A 21,706-nucleotide genomic window follows, 5' to 3' on the forward strand; every position below is an offset into this window, starting at 1 on the left:
CTAACCACCCCTGGCGGAGGTGGGAGCCTCAACTTCATCACAACAGTTACCTGGAACGTGCCTGCCGATGAGAAAAGCGGAAGTATTCACGTTGGTAGAAACCGGAAGTATTCATGTTGGCTTGACAGGCCCGTCGGAAGGTTGGCATTCTCCCGGCTCTCATGCTAGAATAACCCGGTTCCCCGACCGCGGAGAGGTGCTGGAGTGGTCGATCAGGAACGCCTGCTAAGCGTTTGCCCTGGCTCAAACCGGGGCCGCGGGTTCGAATCCCGCCCTCTCCGCCATTCCCCCTTCCTCCCGTTCCGGGCCGCCGTTTAACCCCGCCCGAAGCGGCTTGACTTTGGCCCCCCGTTCCCCTAGATTTGAGGACGAATGTCCCTGTTCTTCGATGCTCTCCGGCCCGCCCCCGGCATTCCCGACGGAGACAGAAAGGCACAACTCATGACCATGAACCGCCGTTTTCCGGCCCCGCCGCTCGTCGTCCTCGCCCTGGGCCTTGCCGTTCTCGGCGCCGCCTGCGCGGCAAAGCCCCAGGGCCCGTCCTACGAGACCCTCAAGGCGGCCTTCGCCGATCCGCCCGCCGAATATCGCAGCGCCCCGCTCTGGGTCTGGAACGGCGTCATGACCCGGGAGGAGATCACGCGCCAGCTCGAGGGCTTCAAGGCCCGGGGCATCGGCGGCGCCTTCATCCACCCGCGGCCCGGCCTGATCACGACCTATCTCTCCGACGAATGGTTCTCGCTCTGCGCTTTCGCCGTCGAGGAGGGCAAGCGCCTTGGCCTGAAGATCTGGATCTACGACGAGAATTCCTATCCCTCGGGCTTCGCCGGCGGCCACGTGCCCGCGGCCATGCCCGACGCCGCCCGCTCCGGCCTGAGGATGCGGACCTTCGACGGGCCGCCCCGGAAGCTCGATCAGGCGCCGCTGGTCGTCCTGCGCCAGACCCTGACGGGCCTCGAGGACGTCAGCGGCAGGGCCTTCCCGCCGGGCGACGCCGCCAAGTACTTCGTCTTCGACGTCGTCCGCGCCGACCCGTCTCCGTGGCACGGCGGCTTCACCTACGTCGACATCCTGCGAAAGGACGTCACCGAGAAGTTCCTCGACCTGACCCTCAACGGCTACAAGCGGGTCATCGGCAAGGAGTTCGGGCTGACCGTGCCCGGCGTCTTCCAGGACGAGGCCGAGATCGGCCCGGCCGGCGGCAGCGGGGCCGTCAACTTCACGCCGGCCCTGTTCCAGACGTTCCTGACGCGCTGGGGCTACGACCTCCGCCCGAACCTGGTCTCGCTCTTCGAGCGGTCCGGGAACTGGAGGCGCGTCCGGCATGATTTCTACGCCACGCTCCTCGACCTCTTCCTGGAGAACTGGGCCAAGACGTACTACGCCTACGCCACGGCCAACAAGCTCGTCTTCACCGGGCATTACTGGGAGCACGAGTGGCCGCGGCCGCGCGTCTCGCCGGACAACCTGGCCATGGCCGCCTACGCCCACATGCCCGGCATCGACGTCCTGATGAACGAATACTCGGCCGCCGTGGGCGCCCAATTCGGCAACGCCCGGGCCGTCCGCGAGATCCGCAGCTCGGCCAACCAGCGCGGCCGCGAGCGGACCATGTCCGAGACTTACGGAGCCAGCGGCTGGGACCTGACCTTCGCCGACCAGAAGAGGATCGGCGACTGGGAGTACGCCCTTGGAGTCAACTTCCTCAACCAGCACCTGTCCTACGCCACGATCGTGGGGGCCCGCAAGCGCGACCACCCGCTCTCGTTCTCCGATCACGAGCCCTGGTGGGAGCAATACAACACCCTGGCCGACTATTTCGGCCGGCTGTCCGTGGCCATGAGCCTGGGCCAGCAGGTCAACAGGATCGCGGTCATCGAGCCGACGACGACGGCCTGGATGCTCTATTCGCCGGCCGCCGAATCGCCCGATCTCAAGGCCGTCGGGGACGATTTCCAGGCCTTCGTCCATCTCCTCGAGTCCGAGCACGTCGAGTACGACCTGGTCAGCGAGAAGACGCTCGAGGAGTTCGGCGCGACGGCCCACAAGCGTCTGGTGGTCGGGGCCCGGTCCTACAGCCTGGTCATCCTGCCCCCGGGCCTGCGCAACCTCGAGAACACGACCGTCGGCCTGCTTCGCGATTACCTCATCCGCGACGGCCAGATCCTGTCCTGGGTCGCGCCGCCCGACTACGTCGACGGCCTGGCGACCGAGGACCTGCGCGATCTCCAGGCCTCGTTCGGCGACCGCTGGCGCGACATCGGCCCTGGCGGAGGGTTCGACCGGCTCCGCGAGATGAGCCCGCCCGCCATAGCCTTCAAGGGCCTCCCGGCGGGGATCAGGCTCTTCCACCAGCGCCGCGAGTTCGCCGGCGGCCGGCTGGTCTTCCTGGCCAACACGGAGCCGGAGGCCGCCGCGGCCGGGACCATGACCTTGGCCGGCGGCTCGGTCGAGACGTGGGACCCGTTCTCCGGAAAGGCCGAGCCCTATCCCTTCGAACGCCGCGGCGGCAAGGTCGAAGCCTCGTTCTCCCTGCCGCCGGCGGGGAGCCTCCTTCTCTGCGTCAGGGACGAACGGGCCAAGCCGCCTGCCGCCCGGCCGGCCCCCGCTTGGGAAGACCTCCCCGCCGAGGGCCCTCTGGCCGTGCAGGCGCTGTCGCCGAACGTCCTGACCCTCGACTACTGCGACCTCACCGTGGCCGGCAAGACCGAGAAGGACCTCTATTTCTATGACGCCCAGAAGAAGGCCTTCCAGGCCCACGGCCTCGACCGCGATCCCTGGGACAGCGCCGTCCAGTACAAGACGAACATCGTTGACCGCGACAGGTTCCCGGCCGGCTCGGGCTTCGAGGCGGCGTTCTGGTTCCGGGCCGTCAAGGATGACGCCACGGACTTCGCCGACCTCGAGGCCGTCGTCGAGGAGCAGCATCCGGGCCTCTTCCGCGTCTTCATCAACGACAAGGAGGTCCAGGCCGCGCCGGGGAAGTGGTGGCTCGACCGGGCTTTCGCCGTCTTCCCCGTCGGCGCCCACGTGGTCTCGGGGAAGAACAAGATCACCATCAAGTCGCGCCCCTTCACGATCCACAGCGAGCTCGAGCCGGTCTACCTGCTCGGCGGCTTCCGCCTGGCGGCCGCGGCCCGGGGCTTCGAGATGCGGCCGGCCGCGCCGCTCGCGGCCGGGGCCTGGAACGCCCAGGGCTGGCCGTTCTACGGAGCGGGGGTCCGCTACGCCAGGACCTTCGACGTCCCGCAGGCGGCGCCCGGGACCGCCTACCGGCTTCGCCTCGGCGCCTGGCTCGGCGCCACCGCCGAGGTCTATGTCGGCGGAAAGAGGGCCGGCACGGCCGCGTTCCCGCCCTGCGAAGTCGACTTGACGGACGCCCTGGCCCCCGGCCGGAACGAGGTTTCCGTGGTCGTCTACGGCACGCTCCGGAACACCCTGGGCCCGTTCCATAACGACCCGCCGCTCGGCCGGGCCTGGCCCGGCTCCTTCCAGCAGGGAGCCAAGGGCGGGCTTCCCCCGGGCTCCGGATATTCCTCGGTCGGCTACGGCCTCTTCGACGATTTCATGATCATGAAAGGCACGAGATGAACCACGCCGTCGGCTTCGACAACGCTTCCTACCTCGAGAAGCAGCAGAAGGCCATCCTCGAACGGATGGCCCGGTTCCCGAACAAGCTCTACCTGGAGTTCGGCGGCAAGCTCTTCTTCGACTACCACGCGGCCCGGGTCCTGCCCGGCTACGACCCCAACGTCAAGATGAAGCTGCTTCAGGAACTGCGGAGCCAGGCCGACGTCCTGCTCTGCATCTTCGCCGGTGACATCGAACGGAAGAAGATGCGGGCCGACTTCGGCCACACCTACGATGTCGACGCCATGAAGCTCATCGACGACCTGCGCGAGTGGGGCATCGGGATCCGGGCCGTGGTCATCACCCGGTTCGACAACCAGCCCTCGGCCCGGGTCTTCAAGAACAAGCTCGAGCGCCAGGGCATCCGCGTCTACACCCATCGCTTCACCAAGGGCTATCCGACCGACGTCGACGTCATTGTCAGCGACGAGGGCTACGGCGCGAACGACTACATCGAGACCGAGCGGCCGCTGGTCATCGTCACGGGGCCGGGCCCCGGCAGCGGCAAGCTGGCTACCTGCCTGTCCCAGCTGTACCACGAGTACCGGCGCGGCCTGGCCTCTGGCTACGCCAAGTTCGAAACCTTCCCCATCTGGAACCTGCCCCTCAAGCATCCCGTCAACGTCGCCTACGAGGCGGCCACGGCCGACCTCTGCGACTTCAACCTGGTCGACCCCTTCCACCTCGAGGCCTACAGCGCCGTCGCCGTCAACTACAACCGCGACGTCGAGGTCTTTCCCGTCCTCAAGCGCATCCTGGAGAAGATCACCGGCGGCCCGTCCTTCTACAAGTCGCCGACCGACATGGGCTGCAATGCCGCCGGCTTCGGCATCACCGACGACGCCGTCGTCCGCGAGGCGGCCAAGCAGGAGCTCATCCGGCGCTACTTCCGCTACTCCTGCGAGTACGCCCTGGGCTTCGTCGAGAAGGAGACCGTCCAGCGGGCAGAGCTGCTGATGAAGGAGCTGGCGGTCAGGGTCGAGGACAGGCCGGTCGTCGTCGCCGCCAGGAGGGCGGCCGAGGAGGCCAGGACCACGGGCAAGGGCAACAAGGGCGTCTTCGTCGGCGCGGCCATGGAGCTCGGGGACGGCGCGATCGTCACCGGCAAGAACTCGCCGCTCATGCACGCCGCCTCGGCCCTCGTCCTCAACGCCGTCAAGGCCCTGGCCGGGATCCCGGACCAGATCCCGCTGCTCTCGCCGAACATCATCGAATCCGTGGCCGCGCTCAAGAGCAGCGTCTTCGGGGCCAAGAGCGTCAGCCTCGACCTGTCCGAGGTCCTGACCTGCCTGGCCATCAACGCGGCCACCAATCCCATGGCCCACCTGGCCCTGGAGAAGATGAAGGAGCTGCGGGACTCGGAGGTCCACATCACGCATATCCCGACCCCGGGGGACGACGCGGGGCTGCGGCGGTTCGGCATCAACCTGACGACCGACCCCAACTTCGCCAGCAATCGTCTCCTGATGACCTGAGGGAGGCGCGGATGCCGGACGTGAAGACCATGACGAGAACCTTCAAGAAGCGCCATCCCCTGCGGAGCGCCGCGCTCTTTCTCGGCCTCGTCGGCCTGGCCTACGCGCTCTCTTCGGCCGGGCTGGCCCTGGCCGGGGACGTGCCGGACGCGCCGATCATAGCCGGGATCGGCGCCGACAACTACTACGCCTGGCAGATACTGTTCGTCCTGCCGCTCTTCTACGCGGCCTGGATCCTGGCCTCCGGCGTGCTGCTGGCCCTCGGGACCAAGGGCTGCCACCGGAGCGACGTCCTGGTCCGGGCCTCCCGGGCCATGGGCTGGCCGCTCCTCCTGGCCTGGGCGCCTGCTGCGGTCCAGGCCGGCTTCGCCGTTTTAGGCATGGGCCAGGCCGAGTGGGTGGACATCCTGTCCAAACCCGGCCTGCCGCAAACGCTTTTCCTGGCCGTCTACGCGGCGGCCGGGCTGTTCGCCGCCTGGAGGTTCATCCGGGCGGCCCGGACCATCCACAAGAAATCCTGGCCGGCGGCGGTGGCCACCGGGCTCGCGGCCTCGGTCGTGGTCATCGGCATCTTTGTCCTGTTCGTCCGCTGATCCGGCGGCGGGGACGGAGGAAGAGATGGAAAAGAGCGGATCACGGCGCGGGGATCCCGTCATCCGGGAGTTCCGGATCGGGGACTACGACCGCGTCATGGAACTCTGGAGGCAGGGCGGCCTGCCGCTGAAGCCCCAGGGGCGCGACAGCCGGGACGAGATCGCCGTCCAGATCGGCCTGGCCAACGTCCGGTTCCTGGTGGCCGAGGAGGCCGGGGGCGGGCCCGTGGTCGGCACCGTGCTGGCCACGCACGACGGCCGCAAGGGCTGGATCAACCGGGTGGCCGTGGACGCCTCGCGGCGGCGGCAGGGGATAGGCGCCCGGCTCGTCCGGGCGGCCGAGGACTGGCTCGAGGCCCAGGGCCTGGGCATCCTGGCCTGCCTCATCGAGGAGGACAACGCCGTCTCGATGGCCGTGTTCGAGGCGTTCGGCTACACGAAGCGTCCCGACGTCGTCTACTTCACCAAGCGCAAGTTCCCCGGCGTCTAGCCGAGCCGGGGAGAGGGATCCGTCGAAGAACCCGCGAGAGGGACCCTGAAAAAGGGACAAGGGACTTTGATTTTAAGAAGAAATACTATAAAATGACTCGGAATTGATATAACCGAGGAGTTGATGATGAAACCCCGAGAGATCCTTCCCGGCGTCCATTATGTCGGCGCGCCCGATTTCGACCGGCGGCTTTTCGACGGCCTTATCCCCCTGCCCGACGGGACGAGCTACAATTCCTACCTCGTCCGGGGCCGGGACAAGACCGTCCTCATGGACGCGGTCGATCCGGCCAAGCTCCATGTCCTCGAGGCCTATCTCGAGGACGTCCCCAAGATCGACTACATCGTCTCCAACCACACCGAGCAGGACCACTCCGGCGGCATTCCCCGGGTCCTCGAGCGCTATCCCGGCGCCCAGGTCCTGGCGTCCGAGCCGGCCAGGGCCATGCTGGCCGACCACCTGGGTCTCGACCCGGCCCTGATCCGCGCCGTGGCCGACGGCGAGCGGCTCGATCTTGGCGGCAAGACCCTGCGCTTCATTTACACGCCGTGGGTCCACTGGCCCGAAACGATGTCGACCTGGCTCGAGGAGGACCGGGTCCTCTTCAGCTGCGACTGGTTCGGCTCCCACATCGCCCGGACCGATCTCTCCGTGGATGGGGCCGAGGCCGTCCTGGCCGAGGCCAAGCGCTACTACGCCGAGATCATGATGCCGTTCCGCAAGATCGTCCAAAAGAACCTGGACAAGATCAAGGGCCTCGACATCGCGTTGATCGCCCCGAGCCACGGCCCCGTCCATCGCGATCCCGCCTCCATCATCGCGGCCTATCGCGACTGGACCGACGACAAGCCCCACAACAGCGTCGTCATCCCCTGGACGACCATGCACGGCTCGACCGGCATCATGGTCGAGCGGCTGGTCGCCGCCCTGGTCGAGCGGGGGATCGCAGTCCATCCTTTCGACATGGCCACGGCCGACATCGGCCAGCTGGCCATGGCCCTGGTCGACGCGGCCACGATCGTCGTGGCCGCCCCGACCATGCACGTCGGTCCGCACCCGGTCGTCTTCAACGCCGTCATCCTGGCCAACGTCCTGCGGCCGAAGGTGCGGTTCGCCTCGATCATCGGAAGTTACGGCTGGGCCGGCCGCATGGTCGACTTGGTCAAGGGGGCCATGCCCAATCTCAAGGTCGAGATCCTCCCCCCGGTCATCGCCAGGGGGCTGCCGAAGCCGGCTGACGAGGAGGCACTCGACGCCCTGGCGGCGGTCATCGCCGCCAAGCACAGGGAGGCGGGCCTATTCTAGGCGGGCCGGGCCGGCGCCGCCTTCCAGTCCTTGGCTTCCTTGGGCCAGGCCTGGAGGAAGGCGGGATCGACCCGGAAAAGATAGCCGAGCCCCGGGCTCTTGACCGTGACCGCCTTCCCGGCCGTGTCCTCGCTGCCGACCAGCAGGACGGTCTCCTTCTCCTTGCCCTGATAATCCCTGGTCCGGATGCGGATCTCGGCGCCGGGTTCGAGCCCGTAGGAGGCCGGCGGGCCGGGTGCGTCGATGAACGAGGCGGCTTCGAGCCCCTCGATCTTGCGGAGGAATTCCTCGATCCTGGTCCGGTCGGCTTCTTCCCTGGCCGGTCCTTCGAGCACCCACTTGTCCGCGTTGCCGGCCGTCTCCTTGACCGCCGCGATCTCGACGCCGCCGCGCTTCAGGGAGACCCGGTCCGCGTCCCAGGAATAGAAGTCGGCGACCTTCTTTTCCCTGAGCTCGTCGACCTTGCGGTCGAGGTCGGCCAGGAGCGTGCCTTCGAAGGTGACGATCTTGGTCGATTGCGAGGTCGTGGCGTAGAAGTTTTCGCCGGCCTTGTGCAGGGCGAAGACGATCTCCTGGTTCGAGGCCGGCAGGGACAAGGCGACCTCGTATTCGGGATTGTCCAGGCCGAATTCCTTGAGACCGGCCGGCGTCCTGGCCTCGGCGACGAAGGCCTTGGCCCGGAGTCCAGACAGGGAATCCAGGAGCGAATCCAGCTTGCCCCTGGCGGCCAGGGAGGCGACCGGGCTCTTCAGGGACCAGCCGGCCTCTTCGCGGACCGCCCGCCAGGCGACGTCCCCGGCCTTGACCCGGATGGCCTTGACCTCGGCCGCCGCGAACCTGAAGACGTCCTTCAGGCGAAAATCGAAGACCTTCTTGTCGAGCGCCGCCTTGAGCGACGACGAGATCAGGACGACCCGCGGATCATCGGCCCGCTTGGCGAAGAGCGTCTGGTCGAGCGGGTTCTCCATGCCGACAAGGAGCTTGACCGGCGCCTCCCGGCCCTTGACCCAGAGCGAGACCTCGGTCCTTGGGATCTCGTAGGCCGAGAGGTCCCCGGCCTCCTTCTCGACCACCCGCTCGATGCGGAGCGAGGCCAGCGGATCGACCAGGCCGTTGACCTCGGCGTCGTCGGCGGCCGCCTGAAGGGGCGCGGTCATCCGCCAGGGCCCGCCTTCGTCGCGCTCGAAGGCGATCGTCTCGCCGCCGCGGACCAGGGCGGTCTTGCGGACGTCGGCGGCCTTCAGGTCGATCAGGGTGTTGGTCTTCTCCTGGGCCGCTTTCGTCCGGGCCCCCCGCGAGTCGAAATAAAGCACGACGGCCAGCAGGCCGAGGCCGGCGGCGAGGAGGATCAGGGTCGTCCGGAATTTCACAGCGACCTCCTCCGGACCCAGACGGAGATGCCCAGGAGCAGGACGACGAGCGGCAGGATGACGATGCTGACCAGGAAGATCAGCCGGCCCTGCGAGGGCGTCAGCTGGATCGTCCGCGGCGTCTGGGTCTTGGGCTGGATGGCGATCAGGTCGGCTTCCTCCGTCAGCCAGTTGGCCGCGTTGAGGAAGAAGTTGCCGTTGCCGCTCATCCCGTAATAGCCGTTCTTGGCGAAGTCCGAATCGCCCATGACGACCAGGCGGGCCTCCGTCTCTTTCCCCCCGGGCTTGACGGCCGGGGCGGGCTGGCCGGGCTTGGCTTCCGGCGCGGCGGCCGGCGCGGCCGGGAACTTATAGGTCCCGGCCAGGGCCACGTTGATCGGCCCGGGCCGGTCCTTGCCGGCCGCGTAAGCGATGTCGTCGAGGGTCATCTTCGGCTTGAGAAGGAAATCGATCTTGGCGTAGGCGTTCTGGCTGGTCTTGGCCAGGACCGTCAGGGCCGCCCCGTCGGGTTTCGTTTCGGCGGCGTCGACGGACCGGGCCAGCGGCAGGAATATCGGATAGGGGAACTTGGCCGTGATCGGGTGGGAGGCGTCGTATTCGCTGACGATGGGGATGAAATAGTCTCCGCCGAGGAGCCGGGAGACCTTGTCCACGACGACGTCGTTCTCGAGCTTGACGCCGTAGTCGGCGAGGAAGATCGGCAGGAGCGTCGCGGTCTCCGGGTCGACCAGGACCAGGGCCCGGCCGCCGTTCCGGAGATAGGTCCGGATGGTCTCGTACTCGTTCGGCAGGAGGTCCTTCTGGGGGCCGGCGACGACGAGCAGGGCGCAATCGGCGGGGAAGCGGTCGGCCAGGGCCAGGGCCTGCTTCCTGACCTCATAGCCGAGTTTCTCCAGCTCGGCCTTGGCCGTCGAGAAGCCGCCCTCGTCGGTGGCCTCGATCGAGCCCTCGCCGTGGCCTTCGAGGAAGTAGATGACCTTCTTCTGGGCCCGGGTGGCCTTGATCAGGGCGTTGGTCACGTCCTCCTCGGAGGTCGTGGTGACGCGGCCCTCCTTGTTCCCGGCCTCGAGGACTGTCGTCCCGTCCTGCGTGACGCCGTAGCGCTTGACCAGGGCGGGATTCTTGTCGGGGTCGATGAACTCGTAGCGGACACGCGGCGAGTGGTAGGCGTAGATCTTGAGCAGGTCCTCCATGGCCGCCCGGTCGTAGTTGCCGACGCGGAAGAAGCACTTGAACGAGATGTCGGTCTTGAGGCCCTTGAGCACGGCGATCGACTGGCCGGACAGGCTGTGGACCTTGGCCTTGGTGAAGTCCCAGCGGTGGTTGTGCTTGGCCAGGAAGTAGTTGGCCAGGCCGAGGATGGCCAGGACGAGCAGGACGACGAGGATCATGTTGCCCGAGTAGAGCAGGGACTTGCGCGAGAGCTTCGGGCCGAGCGCGGCCCGATTAAGGTAGACGTAGAGGGCCAGGGCGACGAGGCCGAGGGCGGCGACCGCCAGGGCGATCGCCTTCTTCTGCGGCCAGACGATCCAGCCGATGAGGCCGGCGGCGACAAGCACGCCGGCGACGGTGTTGAGAGATCTCTTCAGCGCGTCCATGGCTTACCTCCAGCGCCTCGATTGGATGGCCGAGTGGGCGAGGAAGAGCCCGAAGAAGGAGAAGGACGCGTAGTAGACGAGGTCCTTGGTGTCCACGATGCCCCGGGTCATGTCCTCGAAGTGCTCGGAGAACGAGATGTAGGAGACGACCGACCGCCAGCCGCCGCCGCCCGACGAGGTGACCCAGTTCAGGACCAGGAGCAGGAACAGCGTCACGATCGTAAGGAACGCGGCCACGATCTGGTTTTCGGTGAGCGACGAGAAGAACAGGCCGATGGCCAGGAACAGCGCCCCGAGCAGGAACAGGCCGAGATAGCCGGTCAGCCAGGGGGCCAGCTCGGGATTGCCGTAGACGAAGGCGAAGACGGAGAGCAGGGCGGTCAGCCCGAGCATGAGGGCCCACATGATCAACGCGGCCAGGTACTTGCCCAGGACGATCTCGCCGACCGACAGGGGCGAGGTGAAGAGCAGCTCGTCCGTGCCGGTCTTCTTCTCCTCGGCCAGCAGGCGCATGGTCAGGAGCGGGGCGACGAAGACGAGGAGGATGGTCATGTTGTGGAACAGCGGCGAGAAGACCATCTCGTTGATGTTGACCTGCTGGGCGTAGTAGGGGTTCTGGGCCATCTGCATCGCCGCCGAGTTGAACCAGGTGATCAGGCTGTAATAGAAATAGCCCACCAGCAGCAGGAAGCCGGAGATGACGACGTAGGCCACGGGCGAGCTGAAGTAGGCCCGCAGCTCCTTCCTGACGAGCGATCCGATGTTCTTCATTGCTCGAGCCCTCCCGCGACGATCTTCATGTAGAGGTCCTCGATGCCGGCCACCGAGCGCATCTCCTTGATCCCCAGCCCTTTATCGAGGGCCAGGCGGGCTACGTCGTCGCGCAGGTCGCGGCCGCGGCCCCACTCGATCCGGATCTCGTCGCCTTCGATCGCGACCCGGTCGACGCCGGGCAGGCCGCGGAACAGGGCCGCTTCCTCGGCCCCGCCGCGGCGGAGCCGGACGAGGACGCCGTCGCTCTTCTCGAAGGAGGCGGCCAGCTCCTCGAGCGAGCCCGAGGCCATCAGCCGGCCCTGGTCGATGATGACGACGCCGTCGCAGACCTGGGTGACCTCGGGCAGGATGTGGGTCGACAGGAGGATCGTGTGCTCGCCCCGCAGGCCGCGGATGAGCTCGCGGATCTCCCGGATCTGGGCCGGATCGAGGCCGATCGTCGGCTCGTCGAGGACGAGGACCTGGGGATCGTGGATCATGGCCTGGGCGATGCCGACCCGCTGCTTGTAGCCCCGGGAGATGTTCTTGATCAGCCGGCCGCCGGTGTCCTTCAGGCCGGCCGCTTCGAGGGCCCGGGCGACCGCGGCCCTGCGCCCGGCCTTGGGGACCTGCTTGATCTCGGCCACGAAGGCCAGATAGCCGGCGACGGTCATGTCCTGGTAAAGGGGGACGATCTCGGGCAGGTAGCCGATCGACCGCTTGACGTCGTCGGGCTTGTCGAAAACGTCGAACCCGGCCACCGTGGCCCGGCCGGACGTGGCCGGCAGGTAGCCGGTCAGGATGCGCATCGTCGTCGTCTTGCCGGCTCCGTTCGGGCCGAGCAGGCCCCAGATCCGGCCGGCCTCGACCTTGAAAGTCAGGCCGCTGACGGCGACGTGCTCACCGTATCTCTTGGTGAGCTCCCGGACTTCGATCATGTTTGCCTCCGCTATAAGGTTTTATAACCTCCAACGGGCGGGAGGGGTTGCGTCACATGCGTTCCGGCTCCGGGATGCCCATGAGCCCCAGGGCGGAGCGGAGCTGCTCCCTGGCCGCCTTCAGGACGAGCAGGCGGAACGACCTGATCTCGAGGTTCCCTTCGGCCAGAACGGGGTATTTGTGATAGTAGCCGTTTAGCTTCTGGCAGAGGAGGAAGGCGAACTTGGCCAGATGGGCGAACTCCAGGGCGGCGACGGAGCGGAGGACCTCCTCCTCGAGCGAGGCGGCCGTCAGGATGAGGTCCCAGAAATCGGCCGACTCGGCCTCGGACAGGCCGGCCGGGATGAGCGGCGCGCCCACGGGCGGGACGATGTCGGCCTGGCCGACGCCGAAGCGCTCCTTGAGCTTGCGGAAGATGCCGGCGAGCCGGACGGCCGTGTATTGGAGGTAGGGACCGGTCTCGCCCTCGAAGCTCAGCGCCTCCTCGAAATCGAAGATTATGAGCGAGTTGCGGGCGTACTTGAGCATGAAATAGCGCAGGGCCCCCGTGGCGATGTCCCTGGCGGCCTTGCGCCGGTCGGCGTCGGGCCGGTCCGGGTCGCGCTTCTCGATCTCGGCCAGGGCCTTGGCCCCGAGCCGGTCGAGCAGGTCGTCGGCCTTGACCCCGAGGCCCTTGCGGCCCGAGACCTCGAGGAAGGACCTCTCCTTCTCTTCGTCCGAAGCGGCGTAGCCCAGCTCGCCCAGGCTTTTCGGCGACAGGGCCACCATCTCGTAGGAGAAATGGATGGACTTGGCCGCCTGGGCCTCGTATTTCAGTGCCCGCAGCCCCTGGACAACGACCTTCTGGAGATAGGACTGGCGGGTGTCGATGACGTTGTAGACCTTGGTCGCCCGGCCGAAGCCCGGGCTGTCGGCCGAAGGCGCGGCCGTCGAGATCCAGAGGGTCCGGCCGTCCTCGACGGCAAAGGGCTCATAATAGAAGTCGCGGCCGAGCAGGCCGAACTTCCAGAGCTGATAGGCGATGTCCTTGCCGACATAGGTCACGGTGCCATCGGAGCGGACGATGACCTTTTCCCGTTCCTCGTCCTCCTCGAGGCGCATGACCCAGCAGCCCTTGTTCTCGCCCTCCGCGGCGAGATAGATGGCCCGCCGCTCCTTGAGCAGCTCGAAGGCCTTGTCCCAGAACTTCAGGTGCAGGATCGTGCTCTCGCAGGGGAGGACGTCGTAAGAGATGCCCAGCCGGGCCATGGTCGCCAGGTGGGCCCGGACGATGCGCCGCGAGATATAGCGGGACAAGCCGTATTCGGGGTCCTGGCCGTGCTCGATCTTCTTCGTGATCTCGGACTTGCGGGCCTGGGCCTCGGGGTGTTCGGCCAGATAGGCCGAGACCCGGGCGTAGAGGTCCCAGCAGTAGTAATCGAACTTGCCCGGCAGGGCCTCCAGGTCCGCGACGGACCTAATTTCGAGCTCCATGAAGCCGAAGACGACGTCGACGACCTGGACGCCGGTGTCGTCGATATAATTCTGGACCTCGACCGTCTCTCCCTTGAAGCGGAGGGAGCGGGCCAGTGTGTCGCCGAGGCAGGCGTTGCGCAGATGGCCGATGTGGGCGGCCTTGTTGGGGTTGATGTTCGTATGCTCGATGACGATCTTGCCCTCTTCCGGCGCGAGATCGGTCCGGCCGGCTATGCGCAGGGTCTCGGCCAGGACGGCCGCCTTGTCGAGCCGGATATTGAGAAAGCCGCCGCCGGCCACCTCGGCCCCGGCCACGCCGGGGATCGCGGCCAGCAGGGGAGCGGCCTCCTGGGCGATGGCCCGGGGCGCCTTCCGGAGCTTCTTTGCCAGCTGGAAGGGGAAGTTGAGGGCCAGGTCGCCCATCTTCGGGTCGGGGGTCGGGGTCATGTCGAGATCCGCCAGGGTGACCGGGAAAACGGTCTTCAGCCGCTCGCAGATCGCGACTTTTAAACGGGCTTTGAAGGCGATCATTGTCGGCCATTATAGCAAAAAGCCGATGAAAATGGTCCTTCGTTCCTGAGCTTCCCTTCCTCCGGCCCGGATCATGACCACAGGTCGCTTCGGGGACCGCGCTTTGATTAGCCGGACGAAGAGGGCGGTCCCCTTCGGGCGGCGAACTCCCGGCCTCGCACCGCCCGGGCGGCTAACGCGACTCGCCGCATCCTCGGACGGGTTCCGCGGCCCGCCCGGTCCGCTTGAACGCGTCCGCGAGTTGTGATAATTTTGGCATTCGTTTCCCGCATGAAAGGAAGGACCATGAAGAAGACGCGCTTCAACGAGCTCCACCACAAGCTCGGCGGCAAGATGATCGAGTTCTGCGGCTGGGAGATGCCGGTCGAATACTCGGGCATCATCCCCGAGCACATGGCCGTGCGGACCAAGGCCGGGCTGTTCGACGTCAGCCACATGGGGGAGGTCCTGGTCACGGGCAAGGACGCCCTGGCCTACGTCCAGTGGCTGACCCCGAACGACGTGTCCAAGCTCGTCCCGGGCCAGGTCCAGTACACGGCCCTGATGACGCCCGAGTCGACCTTCGTCGACGACATGCTCGTCTACGCTATGGGGCCCGAGGAATACTTCCTGGTCGTCAACGCGGCCAACGACGACAAGGACTTCGCCTGGATCGCCGGGCACACCAAGGGCTTCGACGTCAAGGTCGAGCACCAGAGCGACGCTTATTCCCAGCTGGCCCTTCAGGGCCCGCTGGCCGAGGCCATCCTGCAGCCGCTGACGGACATCGACCTGGCCTCGATGAAATCCTTCCATTGGGCCAAGGGCCGGGTCGCCGGCAAGGCCTGCCTCGTCTCCCGGACGGGCTACACGGGGGAGGACGGATTCGAGATCTACACGACCGACCCCGAGCCGCAGGTCATCTGGACCAGGCTCGTCGAAACCGGCACGCCCCGCGGCCTGCTGCCCATCGGCCTGGGCGCCCGGGACACGCTCCGGCTCGAGGCCAAGCTCATGCTCTACGGCAACGACATCTCGGACAAGACGACCGTGCTCGAGGCCGACCTCAAGTGGATCGTCAAGCTGCAGAAGGGCGACTTCCTGGGCAAGCCCGTCATCGAGAAGCAGCTGGCCGAGGGCCTGAAGCGCAAGCTCGTCGGCTTCGAGATGGCCGAGCCGGGCATCGCCCGGCCCCACTACCCGGTGTACTACAAGGGCCAGCGGGTCGGCGACGTCGCCTCGGGCACGTTCTCGCCGCTCCTGAAGAAGGCCATCGGCCTGGTCTACCTGCCCATCGACGGCACGGCCGCCGGCGCCGAGTTCGAGGTCGAGATCCGCGGCAAGCGGACCAAGGCCCGCGTCATCACCACGCCCTTCTACAAGAGGGCCAAGAAATAACGATCCGGTCACCAAGGAGGCATCCATGTACCCGAACGATTTTCGCTACACCAAAGAGCACGAATGGATCAAGGTCGAGGGCGACGAGGCCCTGGTCGGCATCACCGACTTCGCCCAGCACCAGCTCGGCGACATCATCTATGTCGAGCTGCCGGCCGTCGGCAAGGAGCTGGCCCCCCGGCAGTCCATCGGCGTCGTCGAGTCCGTCAAGTCGGTCTCGGACGTCTACGCGCCCGTCCCCGGCGTGGTCACGGCCGTCAACGAGGCCCTCGGCCAGGCGGCCGACCTTCTCAACAAGGACCCCCACGGCCAGGGCTGGATCGTCCGCATCAGGATCAAGGACAAGAAGGACCTCGAGGGCCTGATGACGGCCGGCGACTACGAGAAGTTCCTGGAGGGTCTCGAGCACTGAGGCCGCCCGGCCTGACAAAGGGGTTTTTCCCATGAGCTATCTCTCTCTCAGCGACAAGGACAAGGCGGAGATGCTGGCCCGGACGGGCGCCGGTTCGATCGACGACCTGTTCGGCTGCATCCCCGAAGCCGTCCGCCTCAAGCGGCCGCTCGACCTGCCCCCGGGGGAATCCGAGCTCGAGCTGGTCCGGACGATCGAGGCCCTGGGCCGGAAGAACGCCGGCGCCGGGCGCCTCTCGTTCCTCGGCGGCGGGGCCTACGACCACTTCATCCCGACGGTCGTCGATTACCTCAGCTCCCGGGGCGAATTCATCAGCCCCTACACGCCCTACCAGCCCGAGGTCAGCCAGGGCACGCTCCAGGCCATTTTCGAGTTCCAGACCCTCGTCTGCCAGCTCACCGGCCTGGACATCGCCAACGACTCGCTCTATGACGGCTCCACCGGCGCGGCCGAGGCCGTCCTGATGGCCCAGCGGGTCACGGGACGGAACAAGGTCGTCGTGGCCGGCTCGGTCCACCCGCAGTACCGCGACGTCATCCGGACCTATATCAGGAACCTCGGCATCGAGGCGGTGGAAGTCGGTCCCGGGCCCGACGGGCGCGTCGACAGGCAGGCCCTGGCCGGGCTCCTCGACGACAGGACGGCCGCGGTCGTCTGCCAGTCGCCCAATTTCTTCGGCGTCATCGAGGACCTCAAGGCCTTGTCCGAGGCCGCCCACGCCGTTAAGGCGCTGTCCGTGGCCGTCGTCGCCGAGGCCCTGTCGCTGGGCCTGCTCGAGGCCCCGGGGAAGCTGGGGGCAGATATCGTCACCGGCGAGGCCCAGTCGTTCGGCCTGCCCGTGAGCTTCGGCGGTCCCTACCTCGGCTTCATGGCCTGCCGCAAGGACTTCCTCCGCCAGATGCCCGGCCGGATCACCGGCCAGACGGTCGACAAGGAGGGCCGGCGCGGCTTCGTCCTGACCCTCTCGACCCGCGAGCAGCACATCCGCCGCGAGCGGGCCACCTCGAACATCTGCAGCAACGAGGCCCTCTGCGCCCTCCGGGCGACCATCTTCCTCGAGACCCTGGGCAAGCAGGGCCTCCGGGAGATGGCCTGGCAGAACGCCCAGAAGGCGGCCTACGCGGCCGACCGGCTGACCGCCGTCAAGGGCGTGAAGAGGAGGTTCACCGGGCCCGTTTTCAACGAGTTCGTCATCGAGCTGGCCAAGCCCTGGGCCGCGGTCGACGCCGGTCTCCGGGAGAAGGGGATCGTCGGCGGCTTCGGCCTCGAGGCCGCCTATCCCGGCCTCGGGAGCGCGGCCCTCGTCTGCGTCACCGAGCTCAGGACAAAGGACGAGATCGACCGGCTGGCCCGGACGATCCAGGAGGTCCTGTCATGATCAAGGAGATCCGCGAACCGCTCGTGTTCGAGATCAGCGCGGCCGGCAAGCGGGCCGCCGAGCTGCCCGCCCTGGACGTCCCGGAGAAGAAGGACCTTCTCGCCGGGGTGCCGGTGCGGCAGGAGATCGAAGGCTTCCCCGAGGTCTCCGAGACCGAGATCACCCGCCACTTCACCCGCCTGTCCCAGAAGAACTACTGTGTCGACATGGGCATCTATCCGCTCGGCTCGTGCACGATGAAGTACAATCCCAAGGTCAACGAGCGGCTCTGCGCCCTTCCGGCCTTTGCCGGCTCGCACCCGCTGGCGCCCGCCGACCTCGTCCAGGGGAACCTCGAGCTCATCAAGAAGCTCGAGGCCTGCCTCTGCGAGATCGCCGGCATGGACGCCTTCACCCTCTTCCCGGCGGCCGGGGCCCACGGCGAGCTGACGGGCATGATGCTTGTCCGGGCCGCCCTCACGGCCCGCGGCGATGCCCGCAAGTACGTCCTCATCCCGGACTCGGCCCACGGCACCAACCCGTCGTCGGCCCACATCTGCGGTTACATGGTCAAGGAGATCAAGTCCAACGAGCGCGGCACGATCGACCTGGCCTCGCTGGCCCAGGAGATGACCGGCGAAGTGGCCGCCCTGATGGTGACCAATCCCAACACCCTGGGCGTTTTCGAATCCGACATCTGCAAGATCGCCGAGATCGTCCATGCCAAGGGCGGCCTCCTCTACATGGATGGGGCCAACATGAACGCCCTGACCGGGATCGTCCGCCCCGGGGACATGGGCGTCGACGTCATGCACATCAACCTCCACAAGACGTTCTCGACGCCGCACGGCGGCGGCGGGCCGGGCGCCGGGCCGGTCGGGGTCAAGAAGGAGCTCGTGCCGTTCCTGCCCCTGCCGATCGTCACGGAGAAGGACGGGCGCTACGCCCTCGACTGCGACCGGCCCCTCTCGATCGGCCGCATCCGGGCCTATTTCGGCAATTTCGCCGTCCTCGTCCGGGCCCTCTGCTATATCCTGTCGCTCGGGCCCAAAGGCGTCCGGGAGATCGCCGAGTTCGCCGTGCTCAACGCCAACTACATCCGCAGCAGCCTGGAAGGGGAGTACGACCTCAAGTATAAGACCGCGTCCATGCACGAGTGCGTCTTCTCCGACAAGCTCCAGAAGGAATACGGCGTCACCAACCTGGACATCGCCAAGCGGCTCATCGACTACGGGCTGCACCCGCCGACGATGTCCTTTCCGCTAATCGTTCACGGCGCCCTGATGATCGAGCCGACCGAGACCGAGAGCCGGCGCGACCTCGACATCTTCATCGAGGCGATGCAGGCCATCGCCAGAGAGGCCAAGGACGATCCGCAGGCCCTCCACGACGCGCCCCACGTCACCTACGTCCGCCGGCTGGACGAGGTGGCGGCGGCCAAGTTCCCGGTCCTGCGCTGGGAGAAGAAGGCTTAATGTCCGTCCAGGATCTCATTCTCGGGCTGCACCGCTTCTGGGCCGGGCAGGGCTGCTACCTGGCCCAGACCTACGACGTCGAGGTCGGCGCCGGGACCATGACCCCGGACACCTTCTTCCGCGTCCTGGACAAGCGGCCCTGGCGGGTCGGCTACGTCCAGCCCTCGCGGCGGCCCGATGACGGCCGCTACGGCGAGAACCCCAACCGGGTCCAGAAGCACTTCCAGTACCAGGTCATCATGAAGCCGTCGCCGGACGCGATCCAGGACATCTACGTCCAGAGCCTGCGTTCGCTCGGCGTCGCCCTCGAGGACCACGACCTCCGCTTCGACGAGGACAACTGGGAATCGCCGACCATCGGCGCCTGGGGGGTCGGCTGGCAGGTCATGCTGGACGGCCTGGAGATCACCCAGTTCACCTACTTCCAGCAATGCGGCGGCATCGAGCTCTCGCCCGTCCCGGTCGAGATCACCTACGGCCTGGAGCGGCTGGAGATGTTCCTCGAGCAGAAGGACGACATCTACAACCTCGACTGGTCGGCCGACGTCTCCTACCGGGACCTCCGGCTGCGCGAGGAGAAGGAATTCTCGGAGTACAATTTCCAGGCCGCCTCGGTGACCATGCTCAAGCAGGCCTTCAACGCCTGCCAGAAAGAGGCCGGGCGGCTCATCGCCAGGAACCTGCTGCTCCCGGCCTACGACATGTGCCTCAAGTGCTCGCACAACTTCAACCTGCTCGACTCGCGCGGGGCCATCAGCGTCACCGAGCGGGTCAAGCTGATCTCCCAGATCCGCGCCCTGGTCAATGACATCGCCCGCCGCTACACCGGCGGGAAGGAGGGCGCCTGATGGAATTCCTTCTCGAGCTGCTGACCGAGGAGCTGCCGGCCTCCCACATCCGCGCGGCCCTCGAACAGGTCGAAGCCGGGTTCCGCAAAGAGCTCGCGGACGCCCGCATCGACGTCCATTCGCTCCGGACGCTGGCCACGCCGCGCCGCCTGATCGTCGCCGCCGACCTGGCGGAAGGCCAGGAGGACCGCGAAGAGCTCGTCACCGGGCCGCCCCTGGCCATCGCCAAGGGGCCGGACGGGGCCCTGACGCCCGCCGGCAAGGGCTTCGCCCGTTCCCAGGGCGTCGACGAGAGCCTGCTCGAGGCCGTCCGGACGCCCAAGGGCGAATACCTCGGCTTCAAGCGCCGGGCCAAGGGCACGCCCACGGCCGAGATCCTGGCCGCGGCCGTGCCCCGGGTGCTCGGGTCGCTGACCTTCCCGAAGATGATGCGCTGGGCCGAGAGCCCGTTCCGCTTCTCCCGGCCGATCCACGGCCTGCTCTGCGTCTTCGGCGGCGCGCCGCTGGCCACGTCGTTCGACGGCTTCCCGGCCACGGACGAGACCGTCGGCCACCGCATAGCCGCGCCCGGCCGGATCAAGGCCGCTGACTTCGCGTCCTACCGCGAGGCGCTGGCCCGGAGCTTCGTCATCGTCGACCCGGACGAGCGGCGCAAGATGATCATCGACCAGATGGAGGCCGCCCTGGCCCCGATCAAGGCCAAGGTTTACCCGGACCCCGGGCTCCTCGACGACCTGACCCTCAACGTCGAGTGCCCCCTGGTCATCTTCGGGTCTTTCCCGGAGAGCTTTCTCAGCCTGCCCCTCGAGGTCCTGTCCACGGCCATGCGCGAGGGCCAGAAGCTGTTCTCGGTCGTCCGCGACAAGAAGCAGCTCCCGAACTTCCTGGGCCTGGCCGACGCCCCGGCCGACGCCAAGGGGCTCATCCGCCGGGGCAACGAGCGGGTCCTGCGGGCCCGCCTGGAGGACGCCCGCTTCTTCTGGGACCAGGACCGCAAGGTCCCGTTGGCCGACCGGGCCGAAGGGCTCAAGAACGTCCTCTTCCAGGAGAAGCTCGGCACCTACGAGGACAAGACCCAGCGCCTGAAGAAGATCGCCGGCTACCTCTGCGACCGGCTCGGCGCCGCCGACGAGCGCGAGGCCGCCGTCGAGGCCGCCTCGCTCTGCAAGGCCGACTTGCTGACCGAGATGGTCAAGGAGTTCTCCGGGCTTCAGGGCCGCATGGGCGGGCTTTACGCCAAGGCCGAGGGCCTGCCGGCCGAGGTCGGCCAGGCCATCTACGAGCATTACCAGCCTGTCAGCCTGGAGGACGCCTCGCCGGCCACGACGGCCGGAGCCCTGCTTTCGATAGCCGACAAGATGGACTCGATCGTCGGGAGCATCGGCGTCGGCCTCCAGGTCAGCGGCTCGAGCGATCCGTTCGGCCTGCGCCGCAACGCCCAGGGCGTCTGCAAGGTCGTCCTCGACCGCAAGCTCCGCTTCTCGTTCCCGCTCCTCGTCGACCGCGTCCTGGCCGTCTACGGGGACCGCCTGACCCTGGCCCGGGCTGAGATCAAGGCGGCCACCCTGGACTTCTTCGCCGGGCGCCTGCGCTTCATCCTGGAGAAGAAAGGCTGCCGCTACGACCTCGTCAATGCCGCCCTTGGCCCCGGCGTCGACCAGATCCTCGACGTTCAGGCCCGGGTCGAGGCCCTGGATGCCTTGAAATCAAGCCCCCAGTTCGAGCCCTTCATCCTGATGGTCAAGCGCATCAACAACATCATCAAGGGCCTGCCGGCGGCCAAGGTCAATCCCGACCTTTTCGTCGAGAAGGAGGAGCGCGAGCTGGCCTCGACGCTGTCGATCGTCGGCAGCAACGCCCTGCCCATGATCGCCCGGGGGGACTTCGCCCGGGCCCAGGGCATCATCTTCAGGCTCCAGCCCGTGCTCAACACCTTTTTCGACAAGGTCCTGGTGATGGCCGAGGACAAGAAGACCCGGCAGAACCGGCTGGGGCTGCTCCAGTCGATCTCGAAGATGCTGCTGGGGATCGCGGACTATTCGCAGGTCGTCGTCGAAGGGGAGAAGGCGGCCAGGCCGAAGGGCTCGCGGTAGGGGCT

Annotated in this window: 16 protein-coding genes and 1 tRNA gene; 12 read left to right on the plus strand and 5 right to left on the minus strand. The window is 67.2% G+C overall.

The window, feature by feature from the left end:
* The first annotated feature begins 190 nt into the window (after window positions 1-190).
* From ABFD52_06455 to ABFD52_06480, 6 genes are all read left to right on the plus strand, one after another.
* Window positions 191-284: transfer RNA gene (locus ABFD52_06455), tRNA-Ser, on the plus strand.
* 157 nt (window positions 285-441) lie between these two features.
* On the plus strand, window positions 442-3,591 hold the full coding sequence (locus ABFD52_06460; GenBank protein MEN6560396.1) for a glycosyl hydrolase: 3,150 nt from the start codon (window positions 442-444) through the stop codon (window positions 3,589-3,591).
* Window positions 3,588-5,105: a DUF1846 domain-containing protein gene (locus tag ABFD52_06465; protein ID MEN6560397.1), complete on the plus strand. Its 1,518-nt coding sequence runs from the start codon at window positions 3,588-3,590 to the stop codon at window positions 5,103-5,105. The genes ABFD52_06460 and ABFD52_06465 overlap by 4 nt, the downstream gene beginning before the upstream one ends.
* Window positions 5,106-5,116: 11 nt before the next feature.
* Window positions 5,117-5,698 carry a hypothetical protein gene (locus ABFD52_06470; protein MEN6560398.1) on the plus strand — a complete coding sequence of 194 codons (582 nt, stop codon included), beginning with the start codon at window positions 5,117-5,119 and terminating at the stop codon, window positions 5,696-5,698.
* A gap of 25 nt (window positions 5,699-5,723) precedes the next feature.
* The gene (locus ABFD52_06475) at window positions 5,724-6,188 is read left to right on the plus strand and encodes a GNAT family N-acetyltransferase (protein ID MEN6560399.1); all 465 of its coding nucleotides are present in this window, start codon (window positions 5,724-5,726) and stop codon (window positions 6,186-6,188) included.
* A 126-nt stretch (window positions 6,189-6,314) separates the two neighbouring features.
* Window positions 6,315-7,493, plus strand: coding sequence for an FprA family A-type flavoprotein (locus ABFD52_06480; GenBank protein MEN6560400.1), 1,179 nt, complete (start codon window positions 6,315-6,317; stop codon window positions 7,491-7,493).
* On the opposite strand, the gene ABFD52_06485 is transcribed toward ABFD52_06480, so the two are convergent.
* The 5 genes from ABFD52_06485 to argS are packed head-to-tail and all read right to left on the minus strand — an operon-like array spanning window position 7,490 to window position 14,139.
* The gene (locus ABFD52_06485) at window positions 7,490-8,863 is read right to left on the minus strand and encodes a DUF4340 domain-containing protein (protein MEN6560401.1); all 1,374 of its coding nucleotides are present in this window, start codon (window positions 8,861-8,863) and stop codon (window positions 7,490-7,492) included. The genes ABFD52_06480 and ABFD52_06485 overlap by 4 nt on opposite strands.
* Complete coding sequence (locus ABFD52_06490) at window positions 8,860-10,461, minus strand: GldG family protein (GenBank protein MEN6560402.1); 1,602 nt, start codon at window positions 10,459-10,461, stop codon at window positions 8,860-8,862. The genes ABFD52_06485 and ABFD52_06490 overlap by 4 nt, the downstream gene beginning before the upstream one ends.
* Before the next feature lie 3 nt (window positions 10,462-10,464).
* Window positions 10,465-11,232: an ABC transporter permease subunit gene (locus tag ABFD52_06495; protein ID MEN6560403.1), complete on the minus strand. Its 768-nt coding sequence runs from the start codon at window positions 11,230-11,232 to the stop codon at window positions 10,465-10,467.
* Complete coding sequence (locus tag ABFD52_06500) at window positions 11,229-12,152, minus strand: ABC transporter ATP-binding protein (GenBank protein MEN6560404.1); 924 nt, start codon at window positions 12,150-12,152, stop codon at window positions 11,229-11,231. The genes ABFD52_06495 and ABFD52_06500 overlap by 4 nt, the downstream gene beginning before the upstream one ends.
* Window positions 12,153-12,204: 52 nt before the next feature.
* Window positions 12,205-14,139 carry an arginine--tRNA ligase gene (gene argS, locus ABFD52_06505; GenBank protein MEN6560405.1) on the minus strand — a complete coding sequence of 645 codons (1,935 nt, stop codon included), beginning with the start codon at window positions 14,137-14,139 and terminating at the stop codon, window positions 12,205-12,207.
* Window positions 14,140-14,424: 285 nt separating this feature from the next.
* Here argS and gcvT point away from each other — a divergent pair, with 285 nt between their 5' ends.
* The 6 genes from gcvT to glyS are packed head-to-tail and all read left to right on the plus strand — an operon-like array spanning window position 14,425 to window position 21,701.
* Complete coding sequence (gene gcvT, locus ABFD52_06510; GenBank protein MEN6560406.1) at window positions 14,425-15,516, plus strand: glycine cleavage system aminomethyltransferase GcvT; 1,092 nt, start codon at window positions 14,425-14,427, stop codon at window positions 15,514-15,516.
* A gap of 25 nt (window positions 15,517-15,541) precedes the next feature.
* Window positions 15,542-15,928, plus strand: coding sequence for a glycine cleavage system protein GcvH (gcvH, locus tag ABFD52_06515; GenBank protein ID MEN6560407.1), 387 nt, complete (start codon window positions 15,542-15,544; stop codon window positions 15,926-15,928).
* Between the two features lie 31 nt (window positions 15,929-15,959).
* Window positions 15,960-17,306 carry an aminomethyl-transferring glycine dehydrogenase subunit GcvPA gene (gene gcvPA / locus ABFD52_06520; protein ID MEN6560408.1) on the plus strand — a complete coding sequence of 449 codons (1,347 nt, stop codon included), beginning with the start codon at window positions 15,960-15,962 and terminating at the stop codon, window positions 17,304-17,306.
* Window positions 17,303-18,760, plus strand: a complete 1,458-nt coding sequence (gcvPB, locus tag ABFD52_06525) for an aminomethyl-transferring glycine dehydrogenase subunit GcvPB (GenBank protein ID MEN6560409.1) — start codon at window positions 17,303-17,305, stop codon at window positions 18,758-18,760. Before gcvPA ends, gcvPB begins: the two co-directional genes overlap by 4 nt.
* Window positions 18,760-19,608, plus strand: coding sequence for a glycine--tRNA ligase subunit alpha (locus ABFD52_06530; protein ID MEN6560410.1), 849 nt, complete (start codon window positions 18,760-18,762; stop codon window positions 19,606-19,608). The genes gcvPB and ABFD52_06530 overlap by 1 nt, the downstream gene beginning before the upstream one ends.
* Window positions 19,608-21,701 (plus strand): glycine--tRNA ligase subunit beta, encoded by a 2,094-nt coding sequence (gene glyS, locus ABFD52_06535; protein MEN6560411.1) that lies wholly within the window; start codon window positions 19,608-19,610, stop codon window positions 21,699-21,701. Before ABFD52_06530 ends, glyS begins: the two co-directional genes overlap by 1 nt.
* The last annotated feature ends 5 nt before the right edge of the window (window positions 21,702-21,706 follow it).

The sequence above is a fragment of the Acidobacteriota bacterium genome (assembly GCA_039683095.1).
GTDB lineage: Bacteria > Acidobacteriota > Aminicenantia > Aminicenantales > Saccharicenantaceae > RBG-16-66-30.